Origin of the sequence: Prochlorococcus marinus str. MIT 9314 (assembly GCF_000760035.1) — a bacterium.
Lineage (GTDB): Bacteria > Cyanobacteriota > Cyanobacteriia > PCC-6307 > Cyanobiaceae > Prochlorococcus_A > Prochlorococcus_A marinus_B.
This window is the reverse complement of record NZ_JNAO01000004.1, coordinates 1-24,378: the sequence shown is the minus strand read 5'-3', so window position 1 is coordinate 24,378 and position 24,378 is coordinate 1. Positions and strand designations below refer to the sequence as shown.

General features: G+C 28.1%; 34 protein-coding genes. 9 read left to right on the top strand and 25 right to left on the bottom strand.

Translation table 11 applies throughout. From position 1 onward, the window contains the following. Window positions 1-52 precede the first annotated feature (52 nt). The 12 genes from EU98_RS07150 to hisA all read right to left on the bottom strand — a co-directional run bounded on the left by EU98_RS07150 (window position 53) and on the right by hisA (window position 11,053). Entirely contained in the window at window positions 53-949 is an 897-nt protein-coding gene (locus tag EU98_RS07150) for a phosphoribulokinase (protein WP_032515201.1), read from the bottom strand. An 89-nt stretch (window positions 950-1,038) separates the two neighbouring features. Next, entirely contained in the window at window positions 1,039-2,112 is a 1,074-nt protein-coding gene (gene leuB / locus EU98_RS07155) for a 3-isopropylmalate dehydrogenase (RefSeq protein ID WP_032515200.1), read from the bottom strand. A gap of 28 nt (window positions 2,113-2,140) precedes the next feature. After that, window positions 2,141-3,175, bottom strand: coding sequence for a UDP-3-O-(3-hydroxymyristoyl)glucosamine N-acyltransferase (gene lpxD, locus EU98_RS07160; RefSeq protein ID WP_032515198.1), 1,035 nt, complete (start codon window positions 3,173-3,175; stop codon window positions 2,141-2,143). Window positions 3,176-3,194: 19 nt separating this feature from the next. Further along, complete coding sequence (gene proB, locus EU98_RS07165) at window positions 3,195-4,277, bottom strand: glutamate 5-kinase (RefSeq protein WP_032515197.1); 1,083 nt, start codon at window positions 4,275-4,277, stop codon at window positions 3,195-3,197. Then, entirely contained in the window at window positions 4,274-4,768 is a 495-nt protein-coding gene (locus EU98_RS07170) for a YqeG family HAD IIIA-type phosphatase (RefSeq protein ID WP_032515196.1), read from the bottom strand. Before EU98_RS07170 ends, proB begins: the two co-directional genes overlap by 4 nt. A gap of 5 nt (window positions 4,769-4,773) precedes the next feature. After that, complete coding sequence (locus tag EU98_RS07175; protein WP_032515194.1) at window positions 4,774-5,310, bottom strand: DUF3727 domain-containing protein; 537 nt, start codon at window positions 5,308-5,310, stop codon at window positions 4,774-4,776. 26 nt (window positions 5,311-5,336) lie between these two features. Then, complete coding sequence (ruvX, locus tag EU98_RS07180) at window positions 5,337-5,798, bottom strand: Holliday junction resolvase RuvX (RefSeq protein WP_032515193.1); 462 nt, start codon at window positions 5,796-5,798, stop codon at window positions 5,337-5,339. Beyond that, window positions 5,795-6,850, bottom strand: coding sequence for a hypothetical protein (locus EU98_RS07185; protein ID WP_032515192.1), 1,056 nt, complete (start codon window positions 6,848-6,850; stop codon window positions 5,795-5,797). Before EU98_RS07185 ends, ruvX begins: the two co-directional genes overlap by 4 nt. Beyond that, a complete protein-coding gene (locus EU98_RS07190) occupies window positions 6,851-8,017 on the bottom strand; it encodes a hypothetical protein (RefSeq protein ID WP_032515191.1) in 1,167 nt (388 codons plus the stop codon). 9 nt (window positions 8,018-8,026) lie between these two features. Further along, the gene (locus EU98_RS07195) at window positions 8,027-8,575 is read right to left on the bottom strand and encodes a thylakoid membrane photosystem I accumulation factor (protein ID WP_032515190.1); all 549 of its coding nucleotides are present in this window, start codon (window positions 8,573-8,575) and stop codon (window positions 8,027-8,029) included. A gap of 14 nt (window positions 8,576-8,589) precedes the next feature. Beyond that, window positions 8,590-10,206, bottom strand: coding sequence for a DUF3685 domain-containing protein (locus EU98_RS07200; protein ID WP_032515189.1), 1,617 nt, complete (start codon window positions 10,204-10,206; stop codon window positions 8,590-8,592). Window positions 10,207-10,285: 79 nt separating this feature from the next. Next, the gene (gene hisA / locus EU98_RS07205; protein WP_025963676.1) at window positions 10,286-11,053 is read right to left on the bottom strand and encodes a 1-(5-phosphoribosyl)-5-[(5-phosphoribosylamino)methylideneamino]imidazole-4-carboxamide isomerase; all 768 of its coding nucleotides are present in this window, start codon (window positions 11,051-11,053) and stop codon (window positions 10,286-10,288) included. Between the two features lie 92 nt (window positions 11,054-11,145). Between hisA and EU98_RS07210 the strand changes: the two genes are divergently transcribed. After that, complete coding sequence (locus EU98_RS07210; protein ID WP_032515188.1) at window positions 11,146-12,066, top strand: NAD-dependent epimerase/dehydratase family protein; 921 nt, start codon at window positions 11,146-11,148, stop codon at window positions 12,064-12,066. Here the strand turns inward: EU98_RS07210 and pgsA are convergent. Beyond that, window positions 12,040-12,579: a CDP-diacylglycerol--glycerol-3-phosphate 3-phosphatidyltransferase gene (gene pgsA / locus EU98_RS07215; RefSeq protein ID WP_032515187.1), complete on the bottom strand. Its 540-nt coding sequence runs from the start codon at window positions 12,577-12,579 to the stop codon at window positions 12,040-12,042. The genes EU98_RS07210 and pgsA overlap by 27 nt on opposite strands. A gap of 184 nt (window positions 12,580-12,763) precedes the next feature. Between pgsA and EU98_RS07220 the strand changes: the two genes are divergently transcribed. After that, window positions 12,764-13,375 carry a PCC domain-containing protein gene (locus tag EU98_RS07220; RefSeq protein WP_032515186.1) on the top strand — a complete coding sequence of 204 codons (612 nt, stop codon included), beginning with the start codon at window positions 12,764-12,766 and terminating at the stop codon, window positions 13,373-13,375. A 10-nt stretch (window positions 13,376-13,385) separates the two neighbouring features. Here EU98_RS07220 and EU98_RS07225 read toward each other — a convergent pair whose 3' ends face one another. From EU98_RS07225 to nth, 3 genes are read right to left on the bottom strand one after another with little or no spacing between them, the layout of a single operon-like run. After that, entirely contained in the window at window positions 13,386-13,574 is a 189-nt protein-coding gene (locus EU98_RS07225; RefSeq protein ID WP_032515184.1) for a hypothetical protein, read from the bottom strand. A 26-nt stretch (window positions 13,575-13,600) separates the two neighbouring features. After that, entirely contained in the window at window positions 13,601-14,260 is a 660-nt protein-coding gene (locus EU98_RS07230) for an SDR family oxidoreductase (protein ID WP_032515182.1), read from the bottom strand. 35 nt (window positions 14,261-14,295) lie between these two features. Continuing rightward, entirely contained in the window at window positions 14,296-14,949 is a 654-nt protein-coding gene (gene nth / locus EU98_RS07235) for an endonuclease III (RefSeq protein ID WP_032515181.1), read from the bottom strand. Between the two features lie 95 nt (window positions 14,950-15,044). Here nth and EU98_RS07240 point away from each other — a divergent pair, with 95 nt between their 5' ends. Both EU98_RS07240 and EU98_RS07245 read left to right on the top strand, forming a co-directional pair. After that, entirely contained in the window at window positions 15,045-16,103 is a 1,059-nt protein-coding gene (locus EU98_RS07240) for an ABC transporter ATP-binding protein (RefSeq protein ID WP_032515180.1), read from the top strand. A gap of 245 nt (window positions 16,104-16,348) precedes the next feature. Further along, entirely contained in the window at window positions 16,349-16,903 is a 555-nt protein-coding gene (locus tag EU98_RS07245) for a ferritin (protein WP_032515178.1), read from the top strand. On the opposite strand, the gene EU98_RS07250 is transcribed toward EU98_RS07245, so the two are convergent. The 6 genes from EU98_RS07250 to EU98_RS07275 all read right to left on the bottom strand — a co-directional run bounded on the left by EU98_RS07250 (window position 16,889) and on the right by EU98_RS07275 (window position 20,675). Continuing rightward, complete coding sequence (locus EU98_RS07250; protein WP_032515177.1) at window positions 16,889-17,179, bottom strand: hypothetical protein; 291 nt, start codon at window positions 17,177-17,179, stop codon at window positions 16,889-16,891. The genes EU98_RS07245 and EU98_RS07250 overlap by 15 nt on opposite strands. Before the next feature lie 4 nt (window positions 17,180-17,183). Then, window positions 17,184-17,771 (bottom strand): Crp/Fnr family transcriptional regulator, encoded by a 588-nt coding sequence (locus EU98_RS07255; protein ID WP_032515176.1) that lies wholly within the window; start codon window positions 17,769-17,771, stop codon window positions 17,184-17,186. A 150-nt stretch (window positions 17,772-17,921) separates the two neighbouring features. Further along, window positions 17,922-18,110, bottom strand: coding sequence for a hypothetical protein (locus EU98_RS09725; protein ID WP_032515174.1), 189 nt, complete (start codon window positions 18,108-18,110; stop codon window positions 17,922-17,924). Next, window positions 18,107-18,895: an ABC transporter ATP-binding protein gene (locus tag EU98_RS07265; RefSeq protein WP_032515173.1), complete on the bottom strand. Its 789-nt coding sequence runs from the start codon at window positions 18,893-18,895 to the stop codon at window positions 18,107-18,109. Before EU98_RS07265 ends, EU98_RS09725 begins: the two co-directional genes overlap by 4 nt. 104 nt (window positions 18,896-18,999) lie before the next feature. Continuing rightward, window positions 19,000-20,322, bottom strand: coding sequence for a Rieske (2Fe-2S) protein (locus tag EU98_RS07270; protein WP_032515171.1), 1,323 nt, complete (start codon window positions 20,320-20,322; stop codon window positions 19,000-19,002). Window positions 20,323-20,480: 158 nt separating this feature from the next. Continuing rightward, on the bottom strand, window positions 20,481-20,675 hold the full coding sequence (locus EU98_RS07275; protein ID WP_025931807.1) for a hypothetical protein: 195 nt from the start codon (window positions 20,673-20,675) through the stop codon (window positions 20,481-20,483). Between the two features lie 363 nt (window positions 20,676-21,038). On the opposite strand from EU98_RS07275, the gene EU98_RS07280 reads away from it, so the two are divergent. Next, complete coding sequence (locus tag EU98_RS07280) at window positions 21,039-21,380, top strand: hypothetical protein (protein WP_032515170.1); 342 nt, start codon at window positions 21,039-21,041, stop codon at window positions 21,378-21,380. A 23-nt stretch (window positions 21,381-21,403) separates the two neighbouring features. On the opposite strand, the gene EU98_RS07285 is transcribed toward EU98_RS07280, so the two are convergent. The 3 genes from EU98_RS07285 to EU98_RS09720 form a co-directional block, all read right to left on the bottom strand. Beyond that, on the bottom strand, window positions 21,404-21,586 hold the full coding sequence (locus EU98_RS07285; RefSeq protein WP_032515169.1) for a hypothetical protein: 183 nt from the start codon (window positions 21,584-21,586) through the stop codon (window positions 21,404-21,406). 329 nt (window positions 21,587-21,915) lie between these two features. Further along, entirely contained in the window at window positions 21,916-22,212 is a 297-nt protein-coding gene (locus tag EU98_RS07290; protein ID WP_032515168.1) for a hypothetical protein, read from the bottom strand. Window positions 22,213-22,305: 93 nt separating this feature from the next. Further along, on the bottom strand, window positions 22,306-22,455 hold the full coding sequence (locus EU98_RS09720) for a hypothetical protein (protein ID WP_193742989.1): 150 nt from the start codon (window positions 22,453-22,455) through the stop codon (window positions 22,306-22,308). A gap of 76 nt (window positions 22,456-22,531) precedes the next feature. Here EU98_RS09720 and EU98_RS07295 point away from each other — a divergent pair, with 76 nt between their 5' ends. From EU98_RS07295 to EU98_RS09620, 4 genes are all read left to right on the top strand, one after another. Continuing rightward, complete coding sequence (locus EU98_RS07295) at window positions 22,532-22,930, top strand: hypothetical protein (protein ID WP_032515166.1); 399 nt, start codon at window positions 22,532-22,534, stop codon at window positions 22,928-22,930. Between the two features lie 126 nt (window positions 22,931-23,056). Continuing rightward, a complete protein-coding gene (locus tag EU98_RS0108760) occupies window positions 23,057-23,371 on the top strand; it encodes a hypothetical protein (protein ID WP_032515165.1) in 315 nt (104 codons plus the stop codon). A gap of 391 nt (window positions 23,372-23,762) precedes the next feature. Further along, a complete protein-coding gene (locus tag EU98_RS09715; RefSeq protein WP_193742988.1) occupies window positions 23,763-23,936 on the top strand; it encodes a hypothetical protein in 174 nt (57 codons plus the stop codon). A gap of 273 nt (window positions 23,937-24,209) precedes the next feature. Then, window positions 24,210-24,374: a hypothetical protein gene (locus tag EU98_RS09620; protein WP_072165439.1), complete on the top strand. Its 165-nt coding sequence runs from the start codon at window positions 24,210-24,212 to the stop codon at window positions 24,372-24,374. Window positions 24,375-24,378 lie beyond the last annotated feature (4 nt).

The following is a 24,378-nucleotide window of genomic DNA, read 5'->3' as shown; positions in this document are numbered from 1 at the left end:
ACTTCTCAAAATTAAAGAATAATGATTTAAGTTGATAATCGAAAATTAATTATTATTTATTTTTCTCCTCAATCATTTTATGAATTATTGGAGTGAGAATTAGTTCCATTGCGAATCCCATTTTCCCTCCATTTACAACGATACTTGTTGGACTTGACATAAATGAATCATTAATCATTCCAAGTAAGTATTGAAAATCAATCCCCCATTTCTCTCTTGCCCCTTTTCTGAAATGTATGATCACAAAGCTCTCATCAGGAGTTGGGATATTCCTGCATATGAAAGGATTAGAAGTGTCAATTGTGGGAATTCTTTGGAAATTAATATCGGTTTTGCTGAATTGTGGGCATATATGATTTATATAATCAGGCATTCTTCTCAATATAGTATCTACAATGGTTTCCGCTGAGTAACCTCTTTCTGCGTTATCTCTATGGATTTTTTGAATCCATTCTAAATTTGTTATCGGAACAACTCCAACAAGTAGATCAGCATAAGAGGCAACATTGTATCCATCACCTTCTACCCCGCCATGCAAACCTTCATAAAAAAGTACATCTGTTCCCTCAGGAATATCTTCCCATGGAGTAAATTGCCCAGGTTCTAAGGATGTCCCAAGTCTTGTATTATGTTCTTCTGCTTCTTCAAGACTATGTAGATAATATCTTTTCTTTCCTCCTCCAGTTTCACCATAGATTTTAAAAAGTTCTTCTAGCTTGTCAAAAAGATTAGCCTCTGGACCAAAATGTGAGAAATTTTCACCTTTTGAAAGAGCGTTTGCCATAGCTTTTTTCATAGGCATTCTTTCAAATCTGTGGTAACTATCACCTTCAACAACTGCGGGAACAATATCTTCTCTGGCAAAAATATGCTCAAAGGCTCTTTTTACTGTACTTGTTCCTGCTCCTGAAGATCCTGTTACAGCAACCACTGGATGACGTTTTGACATTTTTTAAAAACAATATCTAATGATTCTGACAGGTCATATGCCAACTTTATGTTTTACTTAAAAATATTTTTTTATTTATTAATTTTTTTTTAAATTTCATCCATTATTTTATCTCCGATTTCACTGCAAGATAAAACTTCAGTAGACCCATCAGCTAAATCTGCTGTTCTAAATCCTTTTGATAAAACTTTATCAATGGCAGTTTCTAAATTTTCTGCAGCTTCTTCTTCATTTAATCCAATTTTTAACATCATGGAAGCAGATAAAAGCATTGCAATAGGATTAGCTATGTTTTTACCAGCTATATCAGGAGCCGAACCATGAACAGGTTCAAAAACGCCTGGGCCATTATTGTTTAAAGAAGCAGATGGAAGCATACCAATAGAACCAGTTAACATTGCGGCTAAATCGCTTAAAATATCTCCAAATAAATTACTAGTTAAAATCACATCAAATTGACCAGGATCTCTAACTAATTGCATTGCAGCATTATCAACGTACATATTGCTTAGAGATATATTTTTATCTTTTGAGGTGATATTTAAAACTGTATCTCTCCACAATTGACTAACCTCAAGAACGTTTGATTTATCAACAGAGCATATTTTTTTATTTCTTTGGTTAGCAATTTTTATTGCTATTTCTGTTATTCTTTCTATTTCAGTCGAATCGTAAACCATCGTATTGAAAGCTTTTGGGATTTTTGTATTTGTTATGTAACCTCTTGGTTTTCCAAAATAAATTCCTCCTATTAATTCTCTTACAACAATAAGATCTACATGCTCAACGATTTCTTTTTTTAATGTACTTGCCTCTAATAAAGATTTTCTTATTTTGACAGGCCTGATATTTGCGAAAAGGTTTAGGGCAGATCTTAACTTTAGTAACCCACTTTCTGGCCTTAATTCTCTTGCAAGAGAATCATATTTAATATCTCCAACACATGCTAAAAGTACTGCGTCACTTTTTTTACATTGATCTAGTGTTTCATCTGGAGCAGGAGTACCATATTTTTCATACGCTATCCCTCCAAATAATTTTTCAATAATCTCAATATCGAAATTATGATTTTTTGAAAGCTTTTTTAAAACTTTTTTTGAAACTTCTGAAATCTCTGGTCCAATTCCGTCTCCTGACAATAAAACAATCTTATATTTCTTCATTTAAATTTTTGTTTAATAGAACAATAAATTATTGCTTGTCTAATTGTCTAAGTTTTTTTGCTAATTCTGGTAATTTTTTAAAAATACTTGAACTCCTTAGCCATGATTTATTTTCCATCGCGGGGAAACCACTTATTACCTTGCCATCTTCAATGTCACAATGGATTCCGCATTTTGAACTCGCAATGACATTATTACCAACTTTTACTCTATTATTGACTCCTACTTGCCCTGCCAAAATAACACCATCTCCAATATTTGCGCCTCCAGCGATACCAACTTGAGCTGCAAATGCACAATTCTTTCCAATTTTTACGCCATGACCTATTTGTATTAAATTATCCAACTTTGTTCCTTCATCAATAAAAGTAAATCCAACTGCGGGTCTATCAATACAACAATTAGTTCCAATTTCTACAAAACTCATTATTTTTACACCACCTTTTTGCGGCATCTTTACCCATTTACCATTTTCAGGAATAAAACCAAATCCCTCTGATCCAATAACAGAATTTGAATTAATTACACAATTATTTTTTAGAGTGGTATTTTCGTAAATAACACAATTTGGATGAATTATATTATTATTTCCTATTTGAACATTGCCTAAAATTGATGATCCCGGAAGAATATGATTATTGTCTCCAATTACGGTATTTTCTCCAATATAGACATTAGGTCCAATATGGCAATCTGCTCCAATTATTGCTGTTTTATCTATAACTGCTGAAGCATGAATTCCTGGTTTGAAATTGATAGTTTTATATAAATAATCCAATACTTCTGCAAATGCAATTCTTGGATTTTTAACGATTATGTTAGATATATTGAGTTTTTTTAGGGCACTAACGATTTCATCGTTGTTAGTAGTTATTATTGCTGATGCTTTAGTTTGATCTAATTTTTCTTTAAGTATATTATTTTCTTCTAAAAAAGATATTTGATGTTTAACTGCAGCATCTAATGAGGCAGCATTATCTATATTTAAATCTTCGAAAATATTGGCACTAATAAAATTTGAATTTCCTTTTTTTATTAGATCAACTAAATCACTTAAAAGCATTTTTCAGTTTTAATTTTTTCTAAGAGAGAGCAAGAACATCTCTATGAACGACAATTATCGAGGAGTTGTTATTTTCTTTATTATTTAAGATACTTCTTAATTTGTCGCTACTTATTGATACTAAACCTTTTGCAACTTCTTTATCATTTGTATTTACGATTTTAACTGCCTGATTAATCGTAAAGTTTCCTTCTACATTCTTAACACCAACCGCTAAAAGTGAGGCACCTTTTTTTTTAATTGCAAAAGAAGCGCCATCATCTAAAGTGATTTTCCCTACTGTTTGAATTGCGTGTGAAAGCCAACTTTTTTTATTTCCAATAGGTTTTTCTACTGGATAAAATAAAGTTCCAATTTTATTATCATTAAATATTTCAATTAAGTTTTTTTTATTAGTTCCATCAACTAGTTGGACTTCGACTCCTCCTTTTGTTGCTATTTCTGCAGAAATTAATTTTGTAGAAATTCCTCCTGTTCCCCATTCATTATTTGAGTTTTGAATATTTTTATCTTTAATCTCCTTTAATTCACTATTATGAACTTCTTTAATAGGTTGCGCATCTTTATTATTACGTGGATCTTTTGAGTATAGATTTTCAATATCGGTTAATAATATAAGCTTGTTAGCATTTATAGCCAAGGCAACTAAAGCAGAGAGGGTATCATTATCTCCATATTTAAGCTCTTCATTTGCTACGGTATCATTTTCATTTACTATTGGAATAACATTCAAATCGATTAATCTTTTTAAAGTTCTAGAAGCGTTATTAAAAGATTCTCGTGAATTGAAATCAGCTTTAGTTATTAAAATTTGAGCAATATTAAGACCTAATTTATTAAATACTTTATCGTATAAGGACATTAAATTAACTTGACCTACTGCAGCAGTAGCTTGAAGGGTACTTAAATCATTTGGTCTTGTTTTAATATTTAACTTTTGGCAACCTAATCCAACGGCTCCACTAGTTACTAAAATTAACTTGTTTCCTTTTGAAAGAAAACTTGTAAAGGATTTAGAAAGGTTTTCAATAACTTCTTCTGTAGATGTTTCCTCTGTTCCTCTTAAAATACTAGTACCAATTTTTATAACCCAAGTTTTCATTTTATAAAATGAGAAATTAATTTTTCTATTGTCAAAGTTAAATTAAATTTTATAGGCAGGCCATCTCTATTTAATCTCTTAACTAATATTGTTTTTATATCACATCTATTCCCAACAATAATATCTGTAAAAATTCTGTCGCCAATAATGGCTATATTTTTTGGCTCTCTGCCAATTTCTTTGATAGCAGACAAAGTTACTTTTTTTCTAGGTTTTGATGCATTGTATTTATACCTTAAATTTAATTCTTTCGCTATTTTTGCGATTCTTTTTTTTGATGGATTATTACTTATTAGATATAAGGAGAAAAGTTTTTTAGATTCTATGATCCAATTTTTTACAGCTTTTGGGATCATATTTGATTTTCTATTTACTAGAGTCCCATCCACGTCTAGCAATAAAGAATTAATTCCTTTTTTTTGCAACTCAGATTGAGAAATATTATATATTGGTAAGTTTGAATCCCAATTGATATTTAGGATAGATCTCATTTATTTTAAGAACTACTTTTTTCAAGCTCAGTTTCAATCAAAGGTTGAATTTTATCGAACTCATCATCTTCAACTAATAAGACACCTTTGTCTTTTAATTTACCAACAATAAAAAAAGGATCTAGTGGTATATATAAGCCATATTCTTGGTCAAAAAGATTAAAGTTAACGAGCAATTCATAACTCTCACTATCATCATCGACGTAATCTTCTTCTAATTCATCGTAAATTGGTTCTTCAAGTTCTCCTGATACTGTTAATGTAACTGCTGATCTGATAAGTCTTAAATCATGTTCTTGAAGGACTGCTTCAGCATTTTTTAGTATTTGTTCATTTTTATCTATTTTCTCAATTAGTTCAGGTTCATCTTTTTCATTTATCTTAAAAAGACTTACTGGTGTATCAACTGGCGTTAATAAAGCATATTCTTGGCCTTCAACACTTACTAATTGTTCAAGATAACAAAATAACTCGTTTCCATTTGAGTCATTTAATAAAAGAGTCTGTGCATCATAATTATCATTTGAATTGGCTTCTTTCATTTAAAAATTATCTATCCTTTTTAATACTAATATTTTATTTGACGTTTACCAGCTATTTCTTCTAATTCAGGACCTTCTTCGATCCATTGTTCAAGTATTATTTTTGCTGAAAAACTATCAATCAATCCGGATTTATCTTTTTTTATTCCAAATCTTTCTGAAGATTCCCAAGTTGAACTATGTTCGTTGACATAAGAAAAAGGAAGCTTTAATTCATTTGAAAGTAATTGACCGTAATTTTTACAGTCAATAGCTTGAGTGGTCATTTTACCTTCCTCATCTAGCGGAATACCCACAATAAAACCAGTCAAATTAAATTCATTTATATAATTTCTAATGATTTTAATCTCTTGATTATTTTCAAATCGTTTTACTGCTGGAAGGATATTTGATGTTATGCAGAGGGGATCACAATAAGCTAATCCTATTCTTTTGGTACCTATATCCAAACTCAAAATTGACTTGGGTTTGGGTTTGCAAAATTTCACTTTGTTTTTAATGGAAAAGGAGATGGATATGGATTACCTTGTGGACTTAATTTTTCAAAGATTGATTCCAAAGATTGATTTATTATATTTACTTGCTTGGCTTCATTCTTAATTATTGTGTTCCTAATAAGAATTATTTCTTGATTTTTTTCTTTGATATTACACTCTTCAAGAAAAACATTTAATTGAGAATTTTCTTTATAGGTTTTTAAATATGAAACAGGTGATTTTTCAAAAAATCTTTTTATAAATTCTTTTAAAATAGAATTGAGTCTCTTATCCCAATATCTACTTATAGTTAAAGTATAAATTTCCTCATTTTGATAATTAATATCTTTTAAAATTGTACATAAAACTGAATTTTCATATATTAAGGCACCACTCTTAGAGTTATTTCTTTTAAGAATGTCGTATTGATCAAAATCTAAAATATTTCTTATTAAGGGAGATTGATTTGATCTTATGAAATTAACTATTTTTAATATATTTTGTTTATTAATGTTTTGGTATTCATTAATAAATGTATAGGCATTGGAATTTTGATTTTTAGGTTTATTTAGATCAGAACCATCCCAAAGGATTATCTCTCCTAAAGGTTGAAAGCCTAATTCTCTTGCGTTTGATATGAGATCAACATTATTTATATCTGAATTAATTATCCAACTTGAAGTTTTGATTTCTTTTATTGAGATGGATTTTTTTATCAATCCTAAAGTTAATTGTTTATCGGTTAAAGAACACTTGCTATTAATCAACTTGGGCTTAGATATTTTTAAGCAAGTCTCTTTTTTGTTTAAAGGAAAAATATTCAAATAACCAATAATTTCGTTTCCATATATAGCAATTATGCATTTATTTTTATTTTTCTTAAGATTATTCAAAAAGATTTTTAAGTCATCAAAGGTATTGATAATTGCCATCTTTAAAAACCAATTATTCAATTCCTTATTTTTAATATCTATTAAAAGATTAATGTGCCGTATATGGAGTTCTTCAAAAGTTACTTCCATTCCTTTTTTAGATTGAAAAGAATAAGAGGTATCTTTTTTCATTTACTTTTTTTCTCTTATTAATACTATAGGGGTTTTTTCATCTCCATTGCCAGCTGGATTAGATAATAAGTTTTTTTTAAGTATTTTATTTACTTTTTTATTTGAACTTGCTAAGACTTTCACACCTCCAAGATCATTAACATCGACAACTGCAACATCTATATTTAGATAGTTCGAGACCTCCTTACAAAATAAATCCGCATTGAGAGGACCCATGACTATACTCTTGTCGTAAGGTGTAACTGTGCCGCTTATATCATCAATGAGGGATGATTCTGAACCAGTTAACCTATAAAACATACCTTTAATCCCAACTAATTTGAAGAGATATCCAACAAATAGTGCAAAGGTTATTCTTGTGACTCCAATTCTATTTATTAATAATTGCATCCCGCAAGCTGTTGCGAGACTGCTTGTAGGGTGAAAAAAATAACATAAAGCTTTCGAAAATAAACTATATTCTAAATTCTGAGGGGAAATATATCTATTTTGCATAATCGCTAGCGGACTCTCACCGATAGTTAAAATATCATTTTTTTCTACAATTCCTTTGCAGTATTCAATAACAGTATTTACTGGGTTATCAAAGCAACCAAGTAAATCAGTTTCAATAGCAAAAGCTTTATATTTATTATTTATTGGAATTTCAAAAACTTCTTTCGGCCTTTGTTTTTGACCATCTAAATTAATTAAGAAACAATCCTTATTATTTGAAATACCAAAATGTCCATAGTTCTCCCAATATATTTTTAACCATAGATATTTTATTTTTTTTCTAAAATTATCATTGCTAAATTTATATATGATTCTTACAAATAATTCTGAATTTGACTTGATAATTGTTGTTGGCCAGTAGTTATTTAAATTCTTAATTTTATTATTTTCATATATGTAAATATCTTCTTGATAATTAAAATTTTGGCAATATTCGTTACCTTTACTTTTAAAACAATCTAACTCAAAATTTATATTAGAAACCATCGTCTCTTTAGCTTTACTTTTATTAGTTATTTTTAAATCAATAATTAATTCGTTTAAACCATCCTTTTTTTTGATTTTGTAACTTATAGGTACCAGATTTAACTTTGATTTGGGTGAGTTTTTAATATATAAATCTGAAATAATTAAAAAAATTAAAAGAACTAAGAAGATATTTATTAATATCATTTTTTTTAATTAATTTTTGTTTTTATTTTTTTTTTCAGAAATGATACTATTGTATTCATTAAAACTTTCTACAGAAAATGTCGTTTCTTCTATATCAATTCCCTTTAGTTCTCCAATAATTTTGTTTAATTCATCGATATTAATTATTCCATTTTTATCAAATTTAACTTCACCATCACTATTTAAAATAATGGTTTGTGGAATTAATCCGTTCCAATAATAATTAGGTTCATTTATAAGATCAGACTTTTCTTTATCCTGTAATTCATCAGTAGTTAGAGCAATAATATCTATATTATTTCTCCATATCAAATCTAAACCGGATATTATCGGAGCCATAGCTTTACTATCCGAGCTGTCGTCAAGATAAAAAAATAAAACTGCAACTCTTTTATTTTTTAATGATTCCTGAAGAGTTGTCTGGGGAGGAACTATAGCCCCGTTACCTGCGTATATTGGGAAAATGTTGCCATCGTAACTATCAGTATCTCTAGAGGCATTTGCTTTAAATGGGCTTAAGAAAATTAATGCTATCAGGATCCATTGAATTATTTTCATTAAAGTTTAATAACTTACTTTGAACTTGATCTTCCTAATCCTTGAAGGATTCCTTTCCCCACTAAACCGATAGCTTTACCAACGACCTTTGTAAGGAAAGTTACGAAAAGATTACCGATATATTTTACAGCAACTTCTAACTGCGGTGCTACGGCATCTCTTATCTCAACTAACAATGTAACTTGTTTTTGTAGCCATTCTAGATTATCTAATTCTTTCTCCCTATTTTCATTTTTAAAGTAACGGGTAAATTTTTTATCGATAATATCAATATATTCTCTTTTACTTTCATACAAGTAGATAGGCATATAAATATTGTCATGCCAGCGATTGTAGTTATTAATATTATTTCTAAATCTTTCAAAATTTCTTGTCGATTGTAATTCGGGATTTATGAGTACAGTTCTTAATTCAGGCCAAGAAGAACAAATATTAAAGATTTCAGAAGCTAATAAATTACAGTTCCTTATTGTCCAGTTTGAAATAATATTTTCAAGGATCAAAAACGATTCTGTTTCATATAGAGGGAGTAATTTCCCATCATAGTCAAGAGCTTCATTTTTAATAATTGGCTCAATAAACATAATTGATTCATGTGATTCTCTATCTATCTCTTCGCAACTTACTTCACTATAAATAAAATCATTTATTGAAATAGATTCGCTTCCTTTTTTTAATCGAAAATAACTGTCTGTGATATTTGAAATTGTATTAACTTTAAGTTCTTTTATAAGAGAGTTTAAATCATCTTTAAAATCTTTCTCCTTATAGTTTTCCTTAATATTTTTGACTAAATTATCTAACTCATCTAACATTTTGCAAATTAGTCGCGAAATGAATTCTTTCTTTATTCCAGAGAGAATTATTGATGAATTATTAAATTCAACTTGTAAGTTAGTTGAGCTATACCTTTCTTTTAGTCTATCTAAAATCAAATTCCATATTTCTGCGGTGTTTTTATCTTTAATGAAAACAGTGTTCTTATTTTCAAGATTAATTTTATTTTCAGTGTAAACTGCCTCTGTATAAAGTTCTAGTGAATTACCCCATAAGAAAATTAGAAAAGATTTTGCAGTAATAAGTTCTCTTAATCTTCCTTTTAAAATGAATTTATAAAATTCTGGTGTTGAATCAGAGTTGACATATTTGAATATATAGTTAATTTCAGAATCTATTTGTTTAAGACCTGAAGTTAGAATTTTTTGACTAAAAGAGAGAGGCTTATTTTTGTTTAATTGAACTCGGGAATTATTTTCAATATCAAATACCCTCCCTCCATTTAAAATGGTATCAATAGATTCAAGAACTTTTTCTGCACTGGGATTTAAAAGAAAACCTTCAGCATTTAACGATGGCGAGGTATTTGCTTCATAAACAAGTTCGCCAGAGAGAATTATAAGAAACTTTGACTCATCATATCTTTCTCTTAATTTTAATAATTCTAACCTTATAAGATCTTCTGATTGGAAATTAAGAACATTCCATATAACTAAATCTGGAGTTTTATCACCTGTTTCATTATTAAAATTAATTTCTAAATTTTGGTCTAGTGATGTTAACTTAAGCGATAAAGATTCCGCTATTAAGCTTGGAGCAATAATCAATATCGATTTTTTTGAAATTAATTCCAAGACTAGTTTTCTTATCTCTTATACAAAATTAACTAACAATTACTGCAAACACCAGCCTTAAATCAATTTTTATACTCTTTTAAGCGTAGTAATTTGTGTTTAAATCAATGTCATTTAATCTCTCTGCTGACAATACATTATTCGCTTCGTTTATCGTGAATTTATTTTCATATAGAGCTTTACCTACTATTACTCCAAATAGTCCAGAGTTTTCAAATTTTACTAAGGATAATAAATCAGAAATTGAACCAACACCTCCTGAGGCTATTACTGGAATATCTGTAATTTCAAGTATACTTTTTATGAATTCTTCATTTGTCCCTTCTAAAGTCCCATCTGTATTTATATCTGTAACAATAAAACTAGCAATTTTAAATGAAGAAAACTCCTTTACTAGATCTGTAGCAAAAATATTAGATTGCTCAAGCCACCCCCTTGTACTAACTTTTCCATCTTTTGCATCTATCCCAACAATTATCCTTCCAGGAAATTTATTTGATAAGTCTTTAACTAGTTCTTTATTTTCTATTGCAGAGGTTCCCATGATAACTTTCTCAATACCATAAGAAAATAATTGTTCTATTCTTTCTTGAGACCTTATACCCCCACCTATTTGAATAGGTATGTTTACTGTTTTTGCAATCTTTTTTATTGATTTATCGTTTGTTGGGGATCCAGTTTTTGCAGCATCCAAATCAACTATATGTATATATTTTGCTCCTTCGCTTTCCCAAAATTTAGCTTGCTCATGAGGCTCTTTTGTGAAGTCTTTTCTTTTATTAAAGTCGCCTTTAAAAAGCCTTACACACTTACCATTCATTAAATCAATTGCTGGTATTAGGTCCATAGAATCATCCTTTTCATTAATTACTTATTAGTAGTACTATTCAATATGTAATTCTATTTAAGATTACTACTTCAGTTAAATATTTTTTGAATATGAAAATTCTTGTAATGGGTGGCACTAGATTTGTTGGCAAGTCTTTGGTTGGAAAGTTATTAAGTAAAAATTATGATATTGATATTTTCACGAGAGGTAATAAAAGTAATCCTGAAAAAACATATTTAATTAAGGGTGATAGAAATAATTCAGAAGATATCGTCAAACTAAGAAATGAAAAGTATGATGTTATTTTTGATATTTCTGGACGAGAGTTAGAACAAACCAAACTTCTTATAGAAAATTTAGATAACTCTTTCCAGAGATATATATATGTAAGCTCTGCAGGTGTTTATAAAGATAATTCTGAACTACCATTATCCGAAGTTGATCCAATTGATCCAGAAAGTAGGCACAAAGGAAAGTTTGAGACAGAAAATTGGTTAAAAAAACAAAAAATTCCTTTTACAAGTTTTAGACCTACTTATATTTATGGACCAGGAAATTATAATAAAATTGAAAATTGGTTTTTTGAAAGATTATTTACTAAAAAATCTATACCAATCCCTGGTGACGGTTCCTTAATTACTCAGCTAGGCCATGTTTCGGACCTAACTGATGTAATGATTAGGTGCATAAATTTTGAAAATTCCAGAAATAATATTTACAATTGTTCAGGTGAAAAAGGAGTAACAATCAAGGGTTTAATCTTTTTCTGTGCGAAAGTTCTTGGATTAAACCAAAATGAGATTTCTCTAAGAACATTTGATTATCAAAAATTAGATCCTAAGTCTCGAAAGGGATTTCCAATTAGATTAAATCATTATCAGACTGATATCTCTAAGATAAAACGTGATTTAGAGTGGGCGCCAACTTTTGATTTACTTAACGGTCTAAAGGATAGTTTTGTGAATGATTTTAATAATAAAAAGAGTGAGGAGTTTGATGAAAATTCAGATAATATTCTTTTTAATTCTTAAATAGCCTAATAAAGTCACCAAGGTCAGGATGAATCCTAACCAATAAAAAATTAAAGCCAAATTATTCAATAAGGTAATTTTTAATGGTGTAAAGAAAGTAATTACTGAAATAAAAAAGAAAAATGTTTTATATTTTCCTAACATTGATGCTGGCAAACCATCTTTTGTAGAGTTCCTTAGGCTAGAGATAATTAATTCTCTAAATAAAATTAATGACAAAGACCAGAAGGGTATAAAATTATTTTTACAAAGGAAGGTCAAAGGAATTAAATAGAATACTTTATCGCTTAAGGGATCAAGGATAGCTCCTATTCTGGTTTTAAGATTAAATTTCCTTGCAATTAACCCGTCAAAATAATCAGTTAAACCTCCAATAATTATCAATATAAAGACATAAAAAGGTCTGTTAATTTCTAAAAAAAGTATTAATGGAAATACAAGGAAAAGGCGAGATATCGATAATAGATTGGGAGTATTCAATGCCAAATTTTTAAGATTTTTTCTTAATAACAAATTAGTTTTTGTATATAAAAAATATATTACACTCTCAACAAGCTTAAATTTTAAGTAAAAATTTTAAATGGTTTTTGAAGCAAGATTCTAAAATTTAATTTAAATCTTAATCCTAAAGATTATAAACTCAACTTCTCTTTATGAATGATGATGTTTTATATTACAAAATTATTCCTTACATCTAATGCAGCCTCATAGCCTAAAGCTATCTCCAGAATCTGATTTGATAAATTCAATTAAAGAATATTCTTTATCGAATAATTTATATGGGTATGTTTCTGGAGTGGTTGGTAATCTTAGAACAGTTTGTATTCAATGCCCAGGTAATCAAGAGATAAATAAATTTGAAGGAAATCTAGAAATAGTTTCATTAAACGGACATTTTAATAAAGGAGATGTTCATTTACATTTGAGTTTTGCAGATGAGGGATGTAATGTGTTTGGCGGGCATCTAGAGGAGGGATGTATTGTAAAAAAAGGTACTGATATATTTTTACTTTCTTTTGAACAGAAAATTATTAATATCTCAAATCATGATTTAATCACTAATGAATCACGTGTAAAAGCATATATTTTAAAGGATTGTCCTTGGTCTAAAAGAGCAATTAGATTGCTTAATTCTTTATCTATCCCTCATGAAGTTACTCTAATAGACAATGATGAGAGCTTTCAAAAAATTATGGCTCAAAGTAGCCATAATACTTTCCCTCAAATTTTTTTGGATAATAAATTTTTTGGAGGATATGATGAACTTTCAGAACAAGCAAAATTGGATAACTTAATTTCATTTAAGTAATCTAAATTTTTTAACTATCACGATTAGTAAGCTTTTCAGCAACTAATTCGTCCTCTAACTGCTTTATTAATCTTGATACAAGACTTTGAAATTCTGGTTGACAACCTTTAAATGCAGCTTTATGTCTTATTGGCTCATTTCTAGTTCTTAAATCAGTAAGCATTAATTGCAATGCGTCAATTTTGGGATTTATTTGCATAGTTTTAATTAATATATTTACATCTTTTAAATCATTTGCATAGCTTTTTTAAAAGATATCTTTTTATTATCATTTGAACTTGTAACTTCTATTAATTTATTTATGGATTCTTTGTTTTTTAAAGAATCTATACAACATCGCGCAACTAATCTTCTTGGTATTGATCCATTAACTTGAGTATCTTCTTTTGAATAATTTATATTTTCTGATTTAATATCTTCATTTTCCTTTAATCCTCCAGGTCTAATAATAGTCCATTCAAAATTTGAATTGCGTAGAAAGTTTTCACCTAATTTCTTCCAAATAAGAATTAAACCAAATAAGTTTAATGGATGAAATAATTTACCAGTACAAAGGGAACTAACTAAAATAACTCTTTTAATACCAACTCTTTTGCAACTCTCTAATTGCCTGTATACACCTAATGCATCAACCTTAGCAGGACCAGTTAAATCTAATGATGCTCTAGCTCCAGTCGCAATTATCAAAGCATCAATATCTTTTAAAGCTTCATCAAGTTCCCCTTTTTTGTCTAAAGAAACCCTAATTGTTTCTAAACGCTCTAGTCCTGCTGAAACTTTTGAATTCTTTCTGATGATTTGCCTTACTTTATATCCTTTCTTAACTGCTTCTTCGGAAATTCTATAACCTGTTTTCCCCGATGCACCAGTAATTGCTATTTTCATGATTAAAAAACTAATTTTAATATTATATAAATTTCTTAAGGCTTTTTACATATAAATTTCTTTTTTCTTTTGGGATAAAGAGTGCGACATAAATAACATTTTGTTCCATCACAGCCTCTTGCTGTACAGTATTCTCTGCCATAAAAGATTATTTGCAAATGTAAAGTATTCCAATCATTAACAGGAAATATTTTTTTTAGGTCTTTTTCTGTTTGAACTACGCTATCGCCATTTGATAGGCCCCATCTTTGTGCCAACCTGTGTATGTGAGTATCGACTGGGAATGAGGGTATTTTAAACACTTGAGACATTACAACTGATGCTGTTTTATGACCTACCCCTGGAAGAGATTCAAGCTTCTCAAAAGAATCTGGGACCGTACCATTATGCTTCTCAAGCAACAATTTAGATAAATTATAGATGTTCTTTGATTTTTGATTGGATAGACCTAGAAATTTTATGTATTCGTAAATGCCATTAATACCTAGCTGCATCATCTTTTCTGGATTATCTGCAACCTTAAATAAGCTTTTTGTTAATTCATTAACTTTTTTATCTGTTGATTGTGCACTTAAAACTACTGCTACCAGAAGAGTATATGCATTTGTATGATCAAGGGGTATTGGAGGCGATGGATATAGCTTTTTGAGTTCTTTACGTATTATTTCTGCTCTTTCAGACTTTCTCATTAAATTTGAAAATTAAATGGTGTATAAAATTATACAAGGTATATTTTAGGTGAATATTTTCTGCTAATTTAATATATTTAAATAAGAAGTACTTAGTGAAAAATGATGCGTTAATAATTGATGATTTGCATCATAAATATGATAAGCGAGAATGTTCAAATTGGATATTAAACGAAATTAGCCTGAAAATTGAAAATGGTGAATTGTTAGGATTACTTGGTCCTTCTGGTTGCGGAAAAACTACTCTTTTAAGATTAATCGCGGGGTTTGAAAATCCCTCTAAAGGGAGGATTTCTCTAAATGATAAGGAAATTTCAAGTAGGAAAAAAAATCTTAGTCCTGAGAAAAGAAATATTGGGATGGTTTTTCAAGACTATGCACTTTTTCCTCACCTAACTGTTTTGGAAAATGTGATTTTTGGTTTAAAAAACAAAAAAGACAGATCTAGAGTTGATTATTTATTAAATGTTGTTGGTCTTGATAGTTTTGTTGGAAGATACCCACATGAACTGTCTGGAGGCCAAAAACAAAGAGTTGCAATTGCGAGAGCACTTGCTCCAGGTACAAATTTTATTTTATTAGATGAACCTTTTTGTAGTCTTGATATGCATGTCAAACTAAAATTGAGAAGTGAACTCCCTAATATTCTAAAAGGTTGTAACGCAAGCGGGTTGATGGTTACTCATGATCCTGAAGAAGCGATGTCAATTTGCGATAAAGTCGCCGTTATGAATGATGGAAAAATACATCAAATTGATACTCCAATTAACCTTCTAAATAATCCCAAGACCATATTTGTAAGTAGTTTTATTTTGGGCAATAATATTATCAATCTCAAAAAAAATGGTAATTCATATATTTCTTGTTTAGGTGAGATAAATTGTTCAGAGAATTCGAAAAATACAAGTATAAAAAGTATGTCAATTTCGCCTAAATTTATTTCAATTAAAAGATCAGAATCTGGTGATGCGATTGTTATATCTAAAGAATTTCTTGGAGAATTTCTTATATATAAGGTATCTATTAATGGAAACATATTAAGGGTTAGAACTGATATTAATAATCTCCTTAGTAATGGCGATAAATGTTCTCTTTCTATTAATAAAAATAGTTATTATTTTTTATATCCTGGGGCATATAAGGAATATATATAGACTTTTTTATAGGCAATTACACTTGCCCCCCTTCCAATTAGAGCATTTTTTCTTTTTACATTTCTTCTTTTTACTTTTATATATTTTATTTGTTAATAGCAGTTCAGAAAAACTGTACTCTAAATTCATTTATAGTATTGAGATTGATTTTCATTATCATATTATTTAATTTAATTTAAAGGATAAATTTATTACTAATTTATACAAAATGTTGTATTATTTAATTAGTTTCTTTTTTTCGGAAAATGATTGATAATAATTTAAAAACAAAGAAATTAATCAATTTTGGTCCATCTGGGAGAGCTGTTGCTCAACCGATAGAGGATAATTTATTAGATAATATTTTTGAACATTTAACTATGGAAAGATATGCTAATGTTCAATATTTTTCTATGTATCTTTGGTTTCAAGAACGTGATTTAAATGGATTCGCTTCTCATTTTCTAAGTGAATCTCATGGTGAAATGATACATGCTCAGAAGTTTGCAGATTATTTAATCGCAAGAGGACAAAGCGTAAAATTAGATGAAATTCCTGCACCCGTTCAAAAATGGGATTCAATAGAGGATCTGATTTGTTATTCTTTCAACATGGAAGCTGATTTAACTTCATCCTTGCAACAACTTTATTCTATTTCAGAAAGAATTTCTGATACAAGAACTAACGTATTTTTAGATCCAATCATAGATGCTCAAACAAAATCAGAAGATGAATTCGCAAATATACTTGGAAAAGTAAAGTTCGCTTCTAATCAACCTTCTGCAATCTTATTAATAGATAGTGATTTAAAGAAAAAATAAATTACTTTCAAATTTATTCTCATTCAATATTCTTTTACTTATTTCAAAAAGTAAATTAGAAAACTTAATTTTCTCACTATTTTTTTTATTTAATAGCTCAGCTATTTTATAAATCTCATTAACTCTTTTAAAAATATTTTTGTTTTCAGAAAATAACCTTTCCCTTAATGCTTTATTTTCTGTAGTTTTGTAGGATTGCTTGATATTTCTAAGTCTATTCGATAAAATTTCAACTTCCATTAATAAGTTGTTAGTAAGTGATTGTGATTCCTTCATTTTTTTATAGAGGTGATGTTTCAATAAAAGAGGGAGCAACACTGACTGTTTGGGTTCCGATAGGAGCTATTAACAACTCAGATGATCTTAATTTAGAAATTAATCTTGTTGATGTTACTCGTGTAGAACCGATTAATTCACCAATCCTTTCATGAGTTAACCTAAAAGGTAATTCACACCATTGACCGCATCTTCTACCTAGACGATTTACTAGTATTGAAAGCAACGCTTGTAATCGCTGTTCTGCATTTCCTAAGTGTCTAATCCTAAGAAGTTGCAAAGTCCATTCATTTACTGCATCGAAACCAATATTCTCATCAATATTTACATTGCTATGAAAAGACAAATCTGTTAGTGCTTCAACACATACACCTTCACTACATAAAAGATCCGTTCTTAATTGATCTCCTGATTGTAGAAATGCGAGAGTCATTCCTTCAGTTTCTTCACAGGGGCAATAAACTCTTGCAATTCCACTTTCAACCTCTAGGCATGTGCCTTTTGGTCTTGATGAAGGGTCTATTAAAACGGATTGCCCAGTTATTATCCTTACTGATTTTGACGGAGATTCTCCATAGCTATGGAAATTCATTTAATAAAAATATGATAATGAGAATTATTATCAATTATGCACTATAAATTTACTTATTGCAATAGATTCTCATTATCATCACATTTCTGATGTTTTTCTTTACATAGTATTTAGGAATATAATTTATGTAGAATTGGTAAATATTTTATTTTATATGAGCGTAAATAGAGTTTGTTTCAATTGTGGATGTTCTTCATTCGTCTCGGACCGATCTTTAGGAGGTAAGATTGTATGTTCAAAATGTGGATCCTCTTCATTTAAAAAAAAATCTTCTTCATTTTTAAAAAGTAAAAAATTAGTTTTGCTTGCAATTTCGATAGCTATTTTTATAATAATCATTTAAGTAATCTGTTTATATTCCAAAGTCCATTATTTTTAGTTACCTCTACTTGAATGCCAAATAACTTATTAAGATTTTCACTATTTATAACCTTATTTTGATCTCCATCAGCGATTATTTTGCCATTTTTTAGCATTATGACCCGGTCATAAATTTCTGTAATCGTTGAAATATCATGCGTGACGCACAAGATTTTAGTATTTAATTTTGATAATTCATTAACCTTATCAATTACAAAAAACTTTGATTTATAATCTAAATTTGCAATTGGTTCATCTAAGATTAAGATTTCAGGCTTTTTGACTAATGCCCTTGCAATGAGAGAAATTTGTTTTTCTCCATCTGATAAATAGGAAAAATTCTTTTTAGATAAATTAGAAATATTCATTCTCTTTATGATTCTTTCCACCCTATAAAAATCTCTTTCAGATTTATTTTGTACGTTGCAATATCTTCCGTATAGTCCACTTAAAATTAAATCAAAAACTTGTAAATTTGGATTTATTCTATTTTTTACATCATTATTTACGGTACTTATTTTATTTCTTAGTTCCCATAAATTTATAAGTTCTTTGTCAAATATCATCAGTTTCGATTCATTAGTTACCACTGGGTATATGTTTCTATTAATTATTTCAATTAAGGATGATTTGCCAGAACCATTTGGTCCTATTAATATTACATTTTCTGAATACGCTATCTTTAAATTTAAATCTTTAATTACTCTAAATCCATTTTTAAAACAATTTATATTTTTTGCGTCAAACCAAAATTTATTAAACACTAAAACTTATTACTCCAAAATATAATTAATTGAATCGAGCTTAAAATAAATATAAAGAGATAAAGCCAATTCAACCATGAAGGTCTATTTACTTTTTTCATTAATTATATTATTAACATAAAAAATATAAGCGGAGCAGCAAATCTTACAAATGTTTTTCTAATAATATCTAAATTATTTGCAATTTCTAACTTCTTTATCTCAGGAGGATATTTCAATATCACTTTTTCATATACATCAAGATCTTGGGCTTTGTTAGTATTTTTCCATGGTTTATCTTTATCTTCCGACTTCTTATACCACTTCCAAAAATAATTAATTATTCTGTCTTCTCCCAATAATTTTATTTCATCCTTACTTATAAATCCCATATCGTGATTATATGTTTGTGTTTTTAAAATCATATAATCTTCATCGAATATCTTATAAAAAATCTTTCTTTGGGTCTCTTTAAATAATAAGAGGTTATTAAGTAGTTTATTTTGTAAGAATTTCCTATAGTGTCTCACTATTACTCTTGCTTTGTTGTTTCCTAGAGGAATATGATCTAAAACTTGCAAATATCTTGATGAAGAAGGATCGCCTTTGTAAATTAATATCCTTCCTGGAGGTATGTACTTTATCCGAATAAATTCTTTTGTGGGGTCATTCTTGTAATAATAAATACTTTCAATGTATTTGGGATTAATATTAATTTTCTGGTTAAAACTAACTAGTACGTTTTTATTCACATCTTTATCAGGGATTGTATCACCATGAACCCAAAAGATATGAAGGATATCTAGGTGATTTTCAATAATCCTTGACCAATCACATTTGAAGTCAACTAATACCTCCTCAAAGACATAATCCTTATGTGTAAACCCATTTTCATGTAATTCGTAGTTATTTATAGGAGTATCTTCACTTATGTTGTATAAATCAGTCTCAGATTTTTTAGAAAAATGTACAAAAATATATCCATTTTTTTCTGAAGTTTTGTATTGAGACAAATGAATTCTTTTGGCGTAGTTATCGTAGTTATTATCAACTATGTGGCGACATGTTATTCTGTCGAGATTTTGGCAACTTCCTTCAGATGAAAACTTAGCTCCATGATAAGGGCAGGTTATTACTCCATCTGATAATGTCCCTCCAAAAAAGGAGGCCCCTCTGTGTGGACAAATATTTTTAATACACCTAACGTTTTTATTTTCATCTCTATAAAGAATAAGAGGCTCATCATAGAGTGAAAAATAATATAACTTATTTTTTTTTACTTCATTAGAAGGACAGATTGCATACCAACCAAATAAACCTATATTTAATTCTTTTTGATTATCTCTAATATCAAACGAGTCAATTTTAACTACCGTTCCTTTTTTAAATGGCTTAAGAACGGTATTAAAGTCTTTTGATTTAAAAAAATTAATTTGTCTGTTTTCCATAAATTAATTTCTTTTTTTAAATGACTGTTTATCTTTCGGAACTATAACCCAAGTAAATAATCAATTTATTATAAAAAGAAAATTCTCTATTATTTGTAGCAATAATTATGTAGTTATCAAAAAAATATTGAGTCTCTTAGTATCTATGTATCTTTATTTCATGTTTTTTGTATCTTTTGTGATTCCTTCAAATTTTTTATGTAATCAATAGCATCATCAATATTTTTGTGGAAATTACATTGACCCAAATAACAACCTATAAATCTTAAAAATTTTCTCTTGCCACCACTAATTTCATATCTATGTATTGTTCCGCCATCAATAGGAGCATAAATAAGTTCTGGTAATGCCATATTAATTTTGTATTTAATAATTAAACAATAATTCATGTTCAAATACATTTCCATAGCTTAATCCATATATTTAATAATTAATTTACTTATTTTTGGATAATTATTGATTGAATACCCATGTATTATTTGTTATTTATTAATTATTGATATGGATTTTTTATTATGCCAAAATCATTTAGGCGCTTTATAAAAAAACTACCAAAAAAAATTCAAACTATAAAATACTCCTTTAGAGAGTTTTTATCTTCAAAAATATGAAATTTCTATTTTGGTTAATAAACTTTTAATTTCTATATTTTTAATAAAACATAGTCCGCAGAGTTAAATTTTAAACTATATTAAATTTGCAATTTTTGAAATATTATGATCAAAAGGGTTTTTGCTATATTCACTTTAACTTTGCTTTTTCTTTTAAGTAGTCCAGTTTACTCATTAGATATTTCCTCTAAAACTCTTGAAAAGTATACTAAAAAGATTTCTAGCAAGTTCACTAGAACTTACTGCAACACTACCAAATTCGGTATTTCTTATGAAGGAGCTTTGGCTTTTGCTATTGGAGAGACTAATAAGGAATTTAAAAATAATAAACTCAATAAGTTGATAGATTATTCTCTTCTAAAAAATTCAATAGTTAATGATTTAGAAAATAATTGCCAAGTTTATGATTTTGAAATTAGTAATTTAGAAAATTTAAAATTTAACTAGAGAAAATGTAAATTTTTAAAGTTTCATTTTTTACCTATCCAATCATTAGGTTTCTCCATCATCCATTCGAAAACACCCTTAGCATCAAGGTTTTTAGATGCATAAATAAATAAAATTGGAAATATTAAAATTACTAGGCCAATAACTGCTAACTCTACTTTACCGATTCCTATCTCAGTTAATGTTAAGGCAAAATATTTATTCATTACATTTATTTAATTAAAATTTATCTACATAATTTACAAAAAATTTTAATTCTTTCACTTCTTTATAAAAAAACTTAATTGTTTTTAGTGAAATATTTGTATAAAGTACCTATTCTATAGAGTCAGACTTTTTAATAATTTAAATAATATGCCTCTGTTAGATGGTTATGAATCTTGAAATTATTATTTTCACACCTATTTTTGCAGTATTGATTGGATTTATAGTTTTTACCATTTTAAAAAAAAGAAAGAGGTCAGCAAAAAGTATTTATAAATTAATAGATGATTTAGAAAAAAAATACATATATTAATTTTTTTAGGAATAAAAATTAATCAAATTCTATACCAACTTCTTCTTTTAAATCTCTCTCCAAATCTGGTAGATGGGGTTCAACCCAATGTTCTTTGTTATCAATACCAGCTGCATTTACATAATTCATAATGTGTTGATCCACTTGCTTGTAAAGATCGTGCAAATTTAAATCCATACGAATATCATGTGCTATTTCAGAGACTTGTTGTTCTGTTAGACAATGATCTGGATGAAGTAAATCACAACATGGAATTCTCTTCTCAATCAATTCATTTAAATTGATTTTTATTTCGTAATCTTGATGAACAGTCATTGATTTTATATCTTTATTTTTATTCTAATTATGTTTACGGAATTGTATATCTTTAGTCAAGAAACAAAGTTCTTAAGTACCGATGCAGTAATTTTAGATAAATAGATCTTCCAAATCTTTATACAAATCATCATTCTCTTTTTGTTTTTCTGTAGTGTTGTAGTGATCTATAGAAAGTTCTTTTTTTGAGTTGTAGAAAAGATATCCAAGGGCTCCTAGAAGTAAGGTTGTTGGTAAAATCATTAGCATTTAATTGACTTATAATGAATATAGTGCAACACTTATGACAGTCAAGTGCTGAACTTTAATTAATTATTAAATGCCTACCAAGAAAAAAAGAGTTGGTTTTATTCCTAGAGATGATGTTATGAGAATAATTGATGAGTTGAGCATAGAGAACAATTTAAGTAATTCTAAAATAATAAGTATTTTGGTGGAAGAAGCACTTTCTATGAGAGGTATATTTAATAAAAAAAATGGTAAAGCAATTCAATCATATCAGAGGAATAATCTCGATAAACAAGACTTATCTGATAATTCTGCTGACTTTATAGATAATGCAAAACACTCAATAGATAATAATTTTGAAAATAATTTAATTCCTAGAAAATCAACCTTTTTAAATGAGGAGAATCAAGAGGCTTTTGACTTGCAAACTTATAAAAAGTTTTTATCATTTCTAAAATTTCAGGAAATGATGGATAAATATAACTCTTAATAAAGTGTTGCTAAGTGATACACTGTGCGTTAAATTAAATTTGTATTTATAGGAGATTCGCCTATTAAAAATATTTTCAACATTTCAAAAACATAAAAACAATTAATCGATAAAATATTTATTCCTATGAATTCATCTCTCCCATTTCTATCTGTAAATCTACTCCCTCCAGACAAGTTATATTGTAATTTTAGTTATTGGAGTTCTTTGTTCTCTCAGGATATGCAAATTTTATGGGATAGAGCTCATGGTGTACCTTTAGAAAAACTGCCAAAAGGAGTTTCAGATATGATTTTTCCGTATTTATTGCTTGCACTCTCAGACTATAAGACTTCGCAAATAAATAAAATGGATGGAATAGGATTAGATAATCTATTAAGCCTTTGGTTTGATAAGTACTCATTAAATAAAAATGGTTACTTCGAGCTAATTAAAAAATAATATTTAAAATAAACTATTAATATCTAATTTGATTGCTTTTGATTGCTTTAAAATTTTGTTTCCTTTAACAAATTTTTAAGTGATTCTTTCCTAATTGGCACATCAATATTCTGGCTATAAATATATTAAAAGGTTTTATGATGCTTTCTTTAAATTTATTTTTAGCAAATATGTGTATTATCGTTTTGATAATGCAAATCAGGAACGATATAAAATTAAGAAAAGCGAGCTAAATGAAGTTTAATTCAAAAACCTTAAGCTTGATATTAAATCTGTTATTTTGCCTGTTTATATTTATTATTTAATTTACAAAAAATTTAAAAATTATTATTTTAATTTGGTTGACTTTTATTGTTAATGCGATGATAATGTCAAAAATAAATTTTTAATTGTGAATCGTCTTTCTGATACTTTTGATGATTTTGTTGATGATCTACTTTCATCCGATGTTAATTTGTTAAAAGGGGAACTTGATTTCCTTCTTATGCAACATTTATTTAATTCTATAGATTTGAAGATTATAAATAAAAATGAAACTATAGATGACGAATCATTGGCTGCTTAATTTTTATGAAATTTTTTTATGAAAAGTTTTGGGTTCCAGTATTTGGTCATATTTTATCTAAATTTGTTTTTTTAATAGAAGGTAAAAAGCAGGACTCTAAAAATAAAAAAAAATAGATTAATTACTTTTTTTCTTCATTAAGTATTTTTAAATACATAATCTATGTATATATATTTTGATAACAACAAAAGTAGTGCTTTAATTTTACGAACATATGCATGGTTGAGATATAGCTTAATTGCTTTTTAGTAAATTAAAATTAACAAAATTAATATGTTGAAGCCATATACAGTGCACTACCGTGATTTTCAAAATATAAGATTAGAAAATTGTTTTTATGCCTCTGACGCTTACGAGGCTAGAACACTAGCAATGGAATTTAATAAGTATATAAATGAACATCCAAACAGTATTGACCTAATAAGATGTGAAAAATGAATAA

Bases quoted from the DNA above. Each gene is read 5' to 3' on its own strand.
- EU98_RS07150 (WP_032515201.1), bottom strand. From the start codon at position 949: ATGTCAAAACGTCATCCAGTGGTTGCTGTAACAGGATCTTCAGGAGCA.
- leuB (WP_032515200.1), bottom strand. From the start codon at position 2,112: ATGAAGAAATATAAGATTGTTTTATTGTCAGGAGACGGAATTGGACCA.
- lpxD (WP_032515198.1), bottom strand. From the start codon at position 3,175: ATGCTTTTAAGTGATTTAGTTGATCTAATAAAAAAAGGAAATTCAAAT.
- proB (WP_032515197.1), bottom strand. From the start codon at position 4,277: ATGAAAACTTGGGTTATAAAAATTGGTACTAGTATTTTAAGAGGAACA.
- EU98_RS07170 (WP_032515196.1), bottom strand. From the start codon at position 4,768: ATGAGATCTATCCTAAATATCAATTGGGATTCAAACTTACCAATATAT.
- EU98_RS07175 (WP_032515194.1), bottom strand. From the start codon at position 5,310: ATGAAAGAAGCCAATTCAAATGATAATTATGATGCACAGACTCTTTTA.
- EU98_RS07185 (WP_032515192.1), bottom strand. From the start codon at position 6,850: ATGAAAAAAGATACCTCTTATTCTTTTCAATCTAAAAAAGGAATGGAA.
- EU98_RS07190 (WP_032515191.1), bottom strand. From the start codon at position 8,017: ATGATATTAATAAATATCTTCTTAGTTCTTTTAATTTTTTTAATTATT.
- EU98_RS07195 (WP_032515190.1), bottom strand. From the start codon at position 8,575: ATGAAAATAATTCAATGGATCCTGATAGCATTAATTTTCTTAAGCCCA.
- hisA (WP_025963676.1), bottom strand. From the start codon at position 11,053: ATGGACCTAATACCAGCAATTGATTTAATGAATGGTAAGTGTGTAAGG.
- EU98_RS07210 (WP_032515188.1), top strand. From the start codon at position 11,146: ATGAAAATTCTTGTAATGGGTGGCACTAGATTTGTTGGCAAGTCTTTG.
- EU98_RS07220 (WP_032515186.1), top strand. From the start codon at position 12,764: ATGCAGCCTCATAGCCTAAAGCTATCTCCAGAATCTGATTTGATAAAT.
- EU98_RS07225 (WP_032515184.1), bottom strand. From the start codon at position 13,574: ATGCAAATAAATCCCAAAATTGACGCATTGCAATTAATGCTTACTGAT.
- EU98_RS07230 (WP_032515182.1), bottom strand. From the start codon at position 14,260: ATGAAAATAGCAATTACTGGTGCATCGGGGAAAACAGGTTATAGAATT.
- nth (WP_032515181.1), bottom strand. From the start codon at position 14,949: ATGAGAAAGTCTGAAAGAGCAGAAATAATACGTAAAGAACTCAAAAAG.
- EU98_RS07245 (WP_032515178.1), top strand. From the start codon at position 16,349: ATGATTGATAATAATTTAAAAACAAAGAAATTAATCAATTTTGGTCCA.
- EU98_RS07250 (WP_032515177.1), bottom strand. From the start codon at position 17,179: ATGAAGGAATCACAATCACTTACTAACAACTTATTAATGGAAGTTGAA.
- EU98_RS07255 (WP_032515176.1), bottom strand. From the start codon at position 17,771: ATGAATTTCCATAGCTATGGAGAATCTCCGTCAAAATCAGTAAGGATA.
- EU98_RS09725 (WP_032515174.1), bottom strand. From the start codon at position 18,110: ATGATTATTATAAAAATAGCTATCGAAATTGCAAGCAAAACTAATTTT.
- EU98_RS07270 (WP_032515171.1), bottom strand. From the start codon at position 20,322: ATGGAAAACAGACAAATTAATTTTTTTAAATCAAAAGACTTTAATACC.
- EU98_RS07275 (WP_025931807.1), bottom strand. From the start codon at position 20,675: ATGGCATTACCAGAACTTATTTATGCTCCTATTGATGGCGGAACAATA.
- EU98_RS07280 (WP_032515170.1), top strand. From the start codon at position 21,039: ATGATCAAAAGGGTTTTTGCTATATTCACTTTAACTTTGCTTTTTCTT.
- EU98_RS07285 (WP_032515169.1), bottom strand. From the start codon at position 21,586: ATGAATAAATATTTTGCCTTAACATTAACTGAGATAGGAATCGGTAAA.
- EU98_RS07290 (WP_032515168.1), bottom strand. From the start codon at position 22,212: ATGACTGTTCATCAAGATTACGAAATAAAAATCAATTTAAATGAATTG.
- EU98_RS09720 (WP_193742989.1), bottom strand. From the start codon at position 22,455: ATGATTTTACCAACAACCTTACTTCTAGGAGCCCTTGGATATCTTTTC.
- EU98_RS07295 (WP_032515166.1), top strand. From the start codon at position 22,532: ATGCCTACCAAGAAAAAAAGAGTTGGTTTTATTCCTAGAGATGATGTT.
- EU98_RS0108760 (WP_032515165.1), top strand. From the start codon at position 23,057: ATGAATTCATCTCTCCCATTTCTATCTGTAAATCTACTCCCTCCAGAC.
- EU98_RS09620 (WP_072165439.1), top strand. From the start codon at position 24,210: ATGTTGAAGCCATATACAGTGCACTACCGTGATTTTCAAAATATAAGA.